The sequence below is a fragment of the Pseudomonas sp. VA159-2 genome, from assembly GCF_024126635.1.
GTDB lineage: Bacteria > Pseudomonadota > Gammaproteobacteria > Pseudomonadales > Pseudomonadaceae > Aquipseudomonas > Aquipseudomonas muyukensis.
Genome location: NZ_JAMYBV010000033.1, coordinates 1 through 12,581, shown reverse-complemented (window position 1 = coordinate 12,581; position 12,581 = coordinate 1). Strand labels below are relative to the sequence as shown.

General features: G+C 62.3%; 5 protein-coding genes. 3 read left to right on the top strand and 2 right to left on the bottom strand.

What is annotated here, in order from left to right; all coding sequences use genetic code 11:
- The first annotated feature begins 4 nt into the window (after positions 1 to 4).
- Positions 5 to 328, top strand: a complete 324-nt coding sequence (locus NJG22_RS22225; protein WP_253097743.1) for a hypothetical protein — start codon at positions 5 to 7, stop codon at positions 326 to 328.
- Positions 329 to 684: 356 nt separating this feature from the next.
- Positions 685 to 5,910 (top strand): deaminase domain-containing protein, encoded by a 5,226-nt coding sequence (locus NJG22_RS22220; protein ID WP_253097742.1) that lies wholly within the window; start codon positions 685 to 687, stop codon positions 5,908 to 5,910.
- Positions 5,911 to 6,073: 163 nt separating this feature from the next.
- Here the strand turns inward: NJG22_RS22220 and NJG22_RS22215 are convergent, their stop codons facing one another.
- Positions 6,074 to 9,094 (bottom strand): FAD-binding and (Fe-S)-binding domain-containing protein, encoded by a 3,021-nt coding sequence (locus tag NJG22_RS22215; protein WP_253097741.1) that lies wholly within the window; start codon positions 9,092 to 9,094, stop codon positions 6,074 to 6,076.
- A 161-nt stretch (positions 9,095 to 9,255) separates the two neighbouring features.
- On the opposite strand from NJG22_RS22215, the gene NJG22_RS22210 reads away from it, so the two are divergent.
- A complete protein-coding gene (locus NJG22_RS22210; RefSeq protein ID WP_253097740.1) occupies positions 9,256 to 10,137 on the top strand; it encodes a LysR substrate-binding domain-containing protein in 882 nt (293 codons plus the stop codon).
- Between the two features lie 79 nt (positions 10,138 to 10,216).
- Here the strand turns inward: NJG22_RS22210 and NJG22_RS22205 are convergent, their stop codons facing one another.
- On the bottom strand, positions 10,217 to 11,635 hold the full coding sequence (locus NJG22_RS22205; RefSeq protein WP_253097739.1) for an amino acid permease: 1,419 nt from the start codon (positions 11,633 to 11,635) through the stop codon (positions 10,217 to 10,219).
- Positions 11,636 to 12,581 lie beyond the last annotated feature (946 nt).

Here is a 12,581-nt window from a genome sequence, read left to right as displayed (position 1 = left end):
GATCATGCAATCGCGGGGTACGCCCTTCCTGAAAAATTCATTTGAACTGTTCCCTGCCGATATTCGCCCGGAAAAACCGATAAGCGCGGCGGAAAAATCCCAAACCGTCATCCAGACTGCTGTATCCTGCCCCAGCTTTTCGAAGCCTCACACGCGCCAAGGCGCCGCCTTTTCACTCACACTTGCGAGGAACGACGAGATGCATGAAATCCCGAATCTTCCCTTCCCAAGCCTGAACCCCGAAGAGCAATCCGTTGCCGCCCACGCCGAACCGGCATCCGCCGTCGAGCAGGACGCTGACGATCAATCCAGCGCCGACCCGGAATAACCGCGCACCCCATCCGGCTGTGTGAAAACGGCTGACCGGTGACACATGCCTGCCATCGCGTTTTCACACCGTCAAGAGCCCTCATGGTGCAATAACCGAGTATCGCCCGACCGTAACTCGAATCAGCAGACTGACACCTCCCTATAGGAGGCCACATGTCTTTTGATTCTCGCACGCCCACTCCCCCCCTAAGCGACGTTCAGCACCTTGCGGTCCCAGTCAGCGCCCCAACCTCGCCGAACCAGATACCAGCTAGCGCAAGTCCATCAGCCCCTGGCCACAGTGCCCACAGTGAACAGCTCACTGCCTCACAATTGCTGGAAAGAATCCACGCCCACGTGACGACCAGGCCCTCGATGGATGAGGACCAGGACAACAACATCCTGACAACGCCCCGCGCGCTTGTCGCCAACGACCTGGACATCCCGCCGAGCGCCCCGATTGAAGCCCACGCCCCTATCAGGGCCGTTCACCTGACCCTCAAGTACCTGCTGGACGGCAACCTGGGTTTCCCCGAAGACCCGCGCTTCACTTTCGTCGACCTGATGGACCTGTACGGCGACACGAAGACCTACGCACTGGTAGCCGCGGTGCTGAACGTCAAGCCGGACACCCTGACACCTCGCCAGATCCACCACTTTTTTGCGCATATCGCCTGGATCAATGAAACCTCGCTCAAGACGCCAAAGGCGCAAAAGCAGCTTGAAGCATTGCTGTTTGGCGAAAAACCCCTGAGTGCCGAGGTCGCACGACTTGGCCAGGATGAGTTTTCCGAACTGGGCAGCCTGTTGGCCGGAGTACCCGGTGCCTTGCAAATATGGATGTTGCAGTTCAAACGGGGTGAACGCCGAGACACCGCCAGCGACTGGCTTGCGCAGTGTCCAGCGGAAAACCTGCTCAAAGGCCTGACCGGCTGGGAGCCGGATTCTGGCCAAACGGCCTTGACCGCTTTGGCCAGTACCCTCAAGAAGGAGCTGCCCACCCACACCGGCTATGAAGACAAGGCACTGATACTCTCGCGAAATCTGCAGCTGACCCAACCGATGATGAAACTTCGTGTCAGAGTGCTTCCTATTGCATCGCAAATTGCGAGCTGGACTGATAGCGAGCCTTCTCGCGATGACCGCCCAGCGGTCGAATGGAACAACGCCCAGATTCAAGACATGGGCGTCCAACTGCTCAGGAAAGTGGTATTGCACGCACTGGACGCCAGTACAGAAGCCTGGGTGCCGCTGACCCTCGACATTGCCCAACGCACCCAGGGCATGCAGGCCTTTTCCTTTGCGAACAAACTCAAGCAGGAGCACCCGGCATTGAGTGCGACAGATTGCCTGCGCCTAGCCTCGCTGCTATTGCCAGCAATGCCGTCAGCGCCAGGGCCTTCCCCGCTCGACCCCTTGCCTGACAGCCACGCCCTGGTTGAAACGCTGCCCGCCTTCAGCGACTGGTGCACACATTCGCTCATCGATGACTTGTTAACGAACGCGGGCGGCGAACTGCTCTGCGAGCTCAAGCAGGGCAAACGCCACTTGCTAATGCCAGCTTGGCAAACCTGGCAATGGATGATGCGATCATCACAGTTCGCCGATGTTTTCCGGCCTCTGCTCGCCCAGGCAGGCTGGTATGGCGCCTCTGCCGCTGAGTGCCCAGCGCCGCGTGCGACACAGGCACTGGCGAGCAGGGCAATCGTCGATCACTTCCTGGGGCCTCGAACACCGACAGATCGATCGGTGGCCGACGACTTCCACGATCACTGGGTAACCGAGCACAACCATCGGGTACTGCGTGCAAAACTAAACGACAACATTAGAGCTCGAAACCCCGGTATATCCCCAGCGGCACTGAGCCTGCTCGAATACTTGCTGCTCAGGGAGCTCGCCCCTGAACTGCTGATCAACGACACCCCCGACTGGCTCTACTATGGCCGCTCCCTGCAAAGCCTCGCCCTGATGCACGGCGCTAGGTTGCTTGAAGCGATCTTGCCCGGTGCCTGCAGCAGGGCAACCTATGACAAGGTCATCACCCTGGCGAGTGATTTGAGCAGCGTCGACGAGGAACAGTTACAGCGTCAATGGAGCCGCACCCTGATCTTGCCAGCCTTGCGCTATGCCAAAGCCCATGGTGCCCTGCCAGACTTCACAAGCAACGACATCAGACAAGCCACCCAGCAGCAGATGAACAGGGCCGTGCAATTTGTCACTACCGAGCAGAAGGCATTTGCGCAAGATGCACAGCAAATCGCCATGACGCCTCCGGACCGAAAGACCTTGGCGGAGCAGCAATTGGCCGAAACGGGCGTCGACACGCAATACTGGGACAAGTCCATTGACGACCCACGGACCTGGGGCCACCTGAGCGGCCTCGGCCTTGCCAAGGCGAGCAGCTACGTCTGGCATCACACCACCGCCACACCTGGGTTCACGAGTGACGTTGGCGCGCCAAGCCAGAAACCTGTCATCGAAAATCTCACGCAACTGATGATGACAGGGGATATTTATCGCAAGGGCAAAAGCACCGTGCCTCAGCTGTATGACCAGGCCTTCGAAACGTTCAAGAACCTGTGGCAGGCCGCCCACGCACGGCTGATCAAGCGCTTGTTCCTGGAGCTGCCGCAAGCCTTGCGCAATAAGCTCTACACCTCTACCTGCGAAGTGAGCCTGGTAACGTTTGAAGGACTGCCTCACAGCAAGAAGCAGACAGGCACTCAGGGCCTATTCATTCGGTGCCAGCCTGGCGACCACCGAGACGACTTCGACTCTCACAAAGCCAGCACCGAGTATTTCTTTGAGCTCACTCCCGGCGCCGGTGCACTTCGCCCTTGCAGCCAACAGTTCAATTACAAGGTTGTGCCGAACAGCGGTTTTAGCGGCAATATTGTCGAGACGGTGGCCAAGCGCTTGGATAACAACGAGCGTGAGCGCCAGGCCCGCGCGACCCCGTTGCAACCCTTGGACAGTGACGCCTATCTCAATGGCACGCCTTCGCGTTTAGCCGATAAGCTCCAGACTCCTCGCCAGGGCAAATTGATTGCAGCAACGGAACGCGTATACGCCCAGCAGGCCAGTGAGTCCGATTTCTTCCAAACATTGGCCACCACCGCGACAGCACACCTCTACGCTTCCACACTCGCCCAATTCAAGGCCGATCACACCCACACCACCCCCTGGGAAGCGCTCGTCGACCTGGAAAAACAATGTGCAGATTTCCTTGCCCGTACGCTCCTGCCGTTCTATGGCTGCATTGCCGACCTGGTCAAGGGCGATCACTCCACCGGCGTGATCATTGGCTGTGTGATGGATGCCGTCGGCGTCCTGATACCCGCAGGCAAGTTCATCGCGTCGAGCCTGACGCTGATTCGCGATGCCGCCAACCTTACCCTGCGGGCGGCTTGCGAAGTCATGAGCAGCGCCGTCAACGAACTGCTCAGCCATTTGGCACAACAAAGCCCGATTCTCCTCTACCGCGACATGGGCCGCGGTATCCGCTGGCTCTGGATGAAGTCCTGGGAAAAACTGGCACAACCTGCGCTGCACTGGCTGCATGACCTGCGCGGCGCCCCACAACTGCTGCACATGACCGAAGAAGGCACCTACGCCATTACCCAGGAAGCGTTGAGCGCGTCGGGGCATGCTTTCGAGCAGGGCGAACTGGCACGGGTTGGCAATAGCGAAAACACATTGGTACGCAATCTGGGGACCGCCGATGCATCCAGCTTCAAACTGCTCGACCCGCACGACAACCTGCCCTATGGACCGCGACTCATCAGCGAGGGAACACCGCAGGAGCCCAAGCTCACCCCCCTGAAAAGCCTGGGATCGATCAGGCCTGGGCATTACCCTTCCCGAGTCGCCGGCATCGTCGGCAAGGATGAGGTGCTGGCCCTGGCCATCGACGATGCCTGCAATTTGCGGGTCCGCGCCAAGGGCGACGGGCATTACGACATCCGTGTCGACGAGCATGATTACCACCTCGATACCAACGCGCGCGAGCCCTCGCTGACCGAGCCGGCAAAAACGCCTGTCAGCCAGCTGGACGAGATCACCCCCGAGGAAGTGCTCTGCCGTCTGAAGCGTGGCCTGGAAGAGTCCAGTTGCACCCCATTCACCAAGCTGGTCAAACTGCCGGCCGAACGCATACAGTCCAACCCACTCACGCGTGGCCAGGAAATCAGCCAAGCCTTCGAGGCACGAGAATTTCACCTGGAGCGGCGCAGCGCCGTCGCCAGCGAGCAGGCACCCGCCCGCTCGTTCGACCTACTGGTGCACGAAGGTAAATTCTGCAAATGGGACCATGCGCCAATAAAAGGGACACGCCCGGTCAAGTTCACCCAGGACAAGCAACTGCTGGCACTGAGCACGGACGAGCGCACCCGCCTGGGCCTGCCCGATGACCCCACCTATCAATCGCAGATCAGCGGGCGCATGTCCAACAAGCGACACTTCGGCTTACTGCCTGACACCAGCGGCACACGAGCCAAGACCCTCAACCCCGAGGTACCGGTCGTAGAGTTGCAGCAGGTCAGCGAGGAAGTGGCGGACAAGCGCGTGCTGCGCGCAATCAAGATGGAATGGAACGGGCAATCCCAGATCTATGTAGAGGTCGACAACGGACATTTCTACAAGACCCGACAAGGCCCGGGCGAGCTGGCCTTTACCCCGGTGAGCGATGCGGGTGAAATCGATGAATACCTGCGCCTTTCCAACCAATACCGCTTCGTGGCTGAGCGGCCCTACGCTGCCATCGACCGGGACAACATCGCCAAACTGCTCTATGCCACCCTCGTGGAAAAACGCGAACCTGGACTGCAGGCCTGGCTTGCGAGCACCCCCGCCAACAAGGACTACGCAACCTATGCACAATGGTGTGTCGACAATAATGAACGCAATGAAATGCTGCATTATGCCGAGAACATCCTCTCGGGAGAGCGTCCGCAGACCAGCCTGGTAGCGGAAACCAGAGGCCTGATCCGCGACTGGAAACGCATCGGCCAGCGCCACCTTGGCGACAAGCGCTCCATTGTCGAGATCCTGACCGAACTGCTCCCCATACAAGGCAAGCAAGCCAGCTGGGTGGCGCTGAGCACCACCAACATCGACCAGCCGGAGGTCGCCGGGATGATCGCGGCGCAGATGAACAACAGCAACCTAGCCTTTGCCTCGGTGCTCACCAAGGATGGACGCAAATTCGTCTACTACGCTCTGGCCGGCGGAGAACGAGCAAAGAACCTGCACCTCAAACCCTATCGACCGGGACAACCCACCCAGCAGATAGGCGACACCACCTATGTCGATGCCAGGGCCTTGATGAGTGGCCGAGCGCCGGACCCAAGCATCACCAGCCTACCGGTCGTCAGACACGCAGGCAGGGTGTCGATCCGCCCGTTCGACCGCTACCTGGACTCCGAACGATTGATCGCGACCATTCTCAAGGAACAGCACCCGAGCAACAGTCTTGATTCCGTTCATGTGTTTACCCGCATGGACACCTGCCGCTCGTGCGCAGGCGTGGTACTGCCGCAATTGACGCTCAACTACACCGATGCAGACTTCTGGGTCACCTATTTGCAGGAGTACCGCCACTGACGTCCCTGCCGGCCAATATTCCTGTTCGCAGCGGCGGCAGCGGGATGCGGGCTAATACCCTGTCTGTACCTGTGCCGCCAAGCGCAAGGCTTGCGTCGGGCCTGAACCCATTCGCCGGCAAGCCGGCTCCTACGTAGGAGCCGGCTTGCCGGCGAACCCGCCTTCAACGCTGCGCGTATTGCAGCACCACCTCCAGCGGATGGCGCAACTGCTTTTCGGTCATGCGCTTGACCTGGCTACGGCACGAATATCCGGTCGCCAGCGCCTCCCCGTGGTTGTCCAGCTTGCTTGCCCAGGACTGCTCGAAGATGGTCTTCGAAGTGGCCTGGTTGCGCGCCTCGTGCCCATAGGTGCCGGACATGCCGCAGCAACCGGTAGCCTCGGTGACCAGCTTCAGGCCCAGGCGCGCGAACACCTGCTCCCACTGCCGGGTACTCGCTGGCACATTGGTCTTCTCGGTGCAGTGGGCCATCAGGCGGAACGGGCCGGCGTTGACTGCGGCCTGCTCGGGCAGCACCTCCATCAGCCACTCCTGGGGCAGCAGCACCTGCGGGCAAGCGTCCAGCCCCTCGACCTTCTGGTACTCCTGGCGATAGACCAGGGTCATCGCCGGGTCCAGCCCCACCAGCGGCACGCCGCAATCGGCCAGGGCCTTGAGTTGGGTCGCGTTGCGGATCGCCGCCTTGGCGAAGGCGCCAAGGAACCCCTGTACATGCAGCGGCTTGCCATTGGCGCTGTACGGGGCAAGGAAGACCTTGTGCCCCAGGCGATGGGCCAGCTCGATGAACGCGGCCAGCAGTGGCGTCTCGAAGTACCGGGTGAAGGCGTCCTGCACCAGCACGATGCTGCGTTCGCGCTGCGCCGGGGTCAGCTCGCGCAGGGCCGGCACGCTGGCCACCTGGACCCGGCAACGGGTCAGGGTGGACTGGAAGTTGAAGCGGCTGATCAGCGGGCTGTCGACCATGCCGACCCGCTCAGCCAGCAAGCGACTCACCCACTTCGAGCCCATCACCGCGTTGTACAGCCCCGGTGCATGGGCCAGGTAAGGGATGCTGAATTCCAGCGAGCCGATCAGGTAGTCGCGCAGCGGGCGCTGGTAACGGCCATGGTACAGCTCGAGGAAACGCGAACGGAAATCCGGCACATTGACCTTGATCGGGCACTGCCCCGCGCACGACTTGCACGCCAGGCAGCCGGCCATGGCGTCGTACACCTCATGGGAGAAGTCCGCCTGCCCTCGCTGTTGCGCCCGGCTGTTGCGCAGCCTGGCAGGCAGCCCCTTGAGCCAGGACACCTGGCGCTGGGCAGCGGCGAGCACGTCGATATTGGCCTCGCCCTGCAGGCGCAGCCATTCACGAATCAGCGAGGCACGGCCCTTGGGCGAGTGCTGGCGTTCGCGGGTCGCCTTCCACGATGGGCACATGGCATCGTTGGGGTCGTAGTTGTAGCAGGCGCCATTGCCATTGCAGTACACGGCGCTGGCGAAGTCCTGCCACACCCGCTCGTCGATGGTGCGGTCGAGGTCGCCGCGCAAGGTCACGCCGTCCACCGGCGTCAGGCCTTCGGCACTGTCCGGTGGGGTGCAGATCTTGCCGGGGTTGAGCTGGTTGTGCGGGTCGAAGGCGCCCTTCAGGCGCTGCAACGCCGGGTACAGCGCGCCGAAGTATTCCGGCACGTATTCCGAGCGCAGCCCCTTGCCGTGCTCACCCCACAGCAGGCCGCCGTAGCGCTTGGTCAACGCCGCCACGGCATCGGAGATCGGCTTGACCAGCGCCGCCTGGGCCGGGTCCTTCATGTCCAGGGCCGGGCGCACGTGCAACACGCCGGCATCGACATGGCCGAACATGCCGTAGGCCAGGCCGTAACCATCGAGCAAGGCACGGAAATCGGCGATGTAGTCGGCCAGTTGCTCTGGCGGCACCGCCGTGTCCTCGACGAAGGGTTGCGGCCGCACCTCGCCCTCGACGTTGCCCAGCAGCCCCACCGAGCGCTTGCGCATGGTGTAGACGCGGGTCACGGCCTCGGCACCTTCGGCCAGGGTATGGCCCAGGCGCTCGACGCTGGTGTCGCGCTGCAGGTGATCGATGAAGGCCTGTACCCGGGCGTTGACCTCGGCCGGCTCGTCGCCGCAGAACTCCACCAGGTTGATGCCCAGGGTCGGCCGCCCGGGGTCGGCGGGGAAGTATTCGGCGACGCTGTGCCAGACAATGTCCTGCATCGCCAGCATCAGCACCTTGGAATCCACCGTCTCGATCGACAGCGGCTTGAGCGCCATCAGCGCATTGGCATCGCGCAGGGCATCCATGAAGCTGGTGTAGCGCACATTGACCAGCACCGCATACTTGGGGATCGGCAGCACATTGAGCTTGGCCTCGACCAGGTACCCCAGCGAGCCCTCGGCGCCACACAGCACGCTGTTGAGGTTGAAACGGCCCTGCTCGTCGCGCAGGTGCGCCAGGTCATAGCCGGTCAGGCAGCGGTTGAGCTTGGGGAAGGTGCTTTCGATCAGCTCGCCCTGGGTCTGCTGGATCTCGCGGGCCATGCGGTACACCGCACCGACCCGGCCCGGCGCGGCACAGGCCTGCTCCAGCGCCGCGTCGTCGAGCGCCAGGCTGTGCAGGCGCTCGCCACCGAGCAGCACGCTGTGCAGCTCGAGCACGTGGTCGCGGGTCTTGCCGTAGGTGCAACTGCCCTGGCCGCTGGCGTCGGTGTTGATCATGCCGCCCACGGTTGCGCGGTTGGAGGTGGACAGTTCAGGGGCGAAGAACAGCCCGTGGGGCTTGAGCGCGGCGTTGAGCTGGTCCTTGACCACCCCGGCCTGGACCCGTACCCAGCGCTGCTCGAGGTTGATTTCGAGGATGTTGTTCATGTGCCGCGACAGGTCGACGACAATGCCGTCGGTCAGCGACTGGCCGTTGGTGCCGGTGCCGCCGCCGCGCGGCGTGAGCTTGATGTCACGAAAGCGCGCCTCGGCCATCAGCGTGGCGACCCGCGCCACATCCTCGGCATCCAGCGGGAACACCGCTGCCTGGGGCAGGCGCTGGTAGATCGAGTTGTCGGTGGCCAGCACCGTGCGGGTGCCGTAGTCGGCGCTGATCTGGCCACGAAAGCCGCTGAGCTTCAGGGCTTCGAGGAATTCGGGGTACTGGGCGGCAGGCGCGCGAGGCGGCAGCTGGGCGATCATCGAAGGATGGCCTCTATTCGATATTGGCTAATTCACGAGGTGTTGCGTTTCCTGCATCTACGGCATGAATGATCTATACCGCATGACGAATGCGCCCATGTTCCTGTAGTTTCGCGCCAGGGGCAAACGGATATTCCTGCCGCTATCGATGAGCTTTATGAATGAATTACCGCCACCTCACCCCTTCGATGTCACTGCTGCTGGCCTTCGAGGCCGCCGCCCGGCATGAAAGCTACACCCGCGCCGCCGCCGAGCTGTCGCTGACCCAGAGCGCGGTGAGCCGCCAGGTGCAGGCGCTGGAGCAGCAGCTCGGGCTGACGCTGTTCCGCCGCGAGGGCCGCCAGGTGCAACTGACCGATGTCGGGCGCCTGTACCAGCGCGAACTCAGCGAAGCCCTGGGGCGCATTCGCAGCGCCACCCTGCAGGCCCTGGCCTATCAGTCCGGGGTCGGCACCCTGCGCCTGGCGACGCTGCCGACCTTCGGCTCGAAGTGGCTGCTGCCGCGCCTGCATGCCTTCTACGGCGCGCATCCCGGCATGCTGGTGCATATCCATTCACGCATCGAAGCGATCAACTTCGACACCAGCGAGATCGACGCTGCCATCGGCGTGGCCAGCCATGACCTGCCTGGGCTGGTCTGCCATCGCCTGCATGCCGAGGAGCTGGTGGTGATCCTGCCGCCACAGGGCCGTGACGATGGCCAATGGAGCCCGACGCGGATCAGCGCAGAGGTCCTGCTCAACGTCGCCAACAACCCCCACGCCTGGGGCGAGTGGTTCTCCCACCACGCCCTGCCCCACCGCGCCATGCGCCTGGGGCCGAGCTTCGAACTGACCTCGCACCTGATCCAGGCCGTGCGCGCCGGCATCGGCATCGGCCTGGTACCGCGCATCCTGGTGGCGGAGGAGCTGGCCAATGGCGAACTGTTCAGCCCCGGAGCACCCTTTGCCAGCCAGCGCAGCTATTACCTGATCTACCCTCCACGCAACGAGGCGCTACCCTCGCTAAGGGCGTTTCGAGGCTGGCTGCTCGAACAGATCTGAACACGCCAGCGTTGGACCACGGTGCAATAAAAAGCCCGATGCCAGTCACCTGGCATCGGGCTTTTCATTCAGCTATCGCTTACTTGGCAATGCTGCCGACCGCGCCATTGGCCTGCGGCCCGCGCTTGCTCTTGAGCTGGTAGGCCAGGTACATCACCACCAGCCAGACCGGCATCGCGTAAACCGACACCTGAATGCCCGGGATCTGCAGCATGATGCCCAGGATCAGCACCACGAATGCCAGGACCAGATAGTTGCCGTAGGGGTACCACAGCGCCTTGAACAACGGTTTCTGGGCAGTACGGTCCAGGTGTTGACGGAACTTCAGGTGCGAGTAGCTGATCATCGCCCAGTTGATCACCAGGGTCGCCACCACCAGCGACATCAGCAGCTCCAGGGCGTTCTGCGGCATCAGGTAGTTGAGCAGCACCGCGATCAGGGTCACCGCCGCCGACACCAGGATCGAGCGCACCGGCACGCCGCGACGATCGACCTTGGCCAGGGCCGCCGGGGCATCCCCCTGCTCGGCCATGCCCAGCAGCATGCGGGCGTTGCAGTAGGTGCCGCTGTTGTAGACCGACAGCGCCGCGGTCAGCACCACGAAGTTCAGCAGGTGCGCAGCGACATCGCTGCCCAGCAGCGAGAACACCTGGACGAACGGGCTGCTGCCATAGCTGCCACCGGAGGCGTCGATGCTCGCCACCAGGGTATCCCACGGGGTCAGCGACAACAGCACCACCAGAGCGCCGACATAGAAGATCAGGATGCGGTAGATGACCTGGTTGATCGCCTTGGGGATCACGGTCTTCGGCTTGTCGGCCTCAGCAGCGGTGAACCCGAGCATTTCCAGGCCGCCGAAGGAGAACATGATGAACGCCAAGGCCATCACCAGGCCGCTGATGCCGTTGGGGAAGAAGCCGCCATGCGACCACAGGTTGGCCACGGTCGCGTCCGGACCGCCGCTGCCGCTGGTCAGCAGGTAGGCCCCCAGGCCGATCATGCTGAGGATGGCCACCACCTTGATGATGGCGAACCAGAACTCGGCCTCGCCGAAGAACTTCACGTTCATCAGGTTGATGGCGTTGATCAGCAGGAAGAACGCCGCCGCGGTGACCCAGGTCGGGATTTCCGGCCACCAGTAGTGCACGTACTTGCCCACCGCCGACAGTTCCGACATGCCCACCAGGATGTACAGCACCCAGCAGTTCCAGCCCGACAGGAAGCCGGCGAAGCCGCCCCAGTACTTGTGGGCGAAATGGCTGAAGGAGCCGGCCACCGGCTCCTCGACGATCATTTCGCCGAGCTGGCGCATGATCATGAAGGCAATGAAGCCGCAGATGGCATAGCCGAGGATCATGGAAGGCCCGGCGGATTTCATCACGCCGGCGGAGCCCAGGAACAACCCAGTGCCGATGGCGCCGCCCAGGGCGATCAGCTGGATATGACGGTTCTTCAAGCCACGCTTGAGTTCACCAGACTGTGAATTATGTCCACTCATGAACGAAGTCACCTGCTTGTTTTTATCTGTGACGGAATCGGACCCACCGCGCTCGTGGCGCAGCGGAATGGGCAAGGTGGTTACCTTGGTACTTGTGACGGGACGTCGCACAGGGCCTTGGCGGCCAGGGGCGGATCAACCGGGTGTCAGCAAGCGTGCGCGGTACGCAAGGGAGTCACAGGTAAAACGCGGCGCATTGTATACCCCTGCAAACGCGCAGGCGTCAACGCGTTGCATCGTTTCCTGTGGAAAAAACGCAGCGGTCCCGGGGAGAGGGCCTGAAAAGGCGAAGTGATCGGCGCGCATGACGCCTCCATTTGTTTGTTGTTCTTGGTGCCTGGCGATCCTGCCTGGCTTTGTACACGCAATGGCGCTATCTCAACGGTTGGATGGGGGTTTGGGAAGGGGGCTGCGGGTAGCGCACAGGCTCTGGGGCGAGATATTCGGCAAGTTTTTGTTACGCGAAATGGAGAGACCTTGGAAAACGGCCATATCCGTAACGTTTTCTTTACGAGACGGTAAAAAAAGTTTCCATGCGTCAGGGAAATTTCTTTTTGATCAGAGACTTGAGCCAGTTTCAACCCCTGGGCGTGTAGGAGCCGGCTTGCCGGCGAACACCGGCATGGCCGGTGCCATCCCCTGCGGCGCCTGTTTCGCCAGCAAGGCTGGCTCCTACGGGTGTTGCAGGCCGTAATCGGCGTAGGAGCCGGCTTGCCGGCGAACACCGACATAGCCGGCGCCATCCCCCGCGGCGCCTGGTTCGCCAGCAAGGCTGGCTCCTACGGGTGTTGCAGGCCGTAATCGGCGTAGGAGCCGGCTTTGCCGGCGAACACCGGCATGGCCGGCGCCATCCCCCGCGGCGCCTGTTTCGCCAGCAAGGCTGGCTCCTACGGGTGTTGCAGGCCGTAATCGGCGTAGGAGCCGGCTTTGCCGGCGAACACCGGCA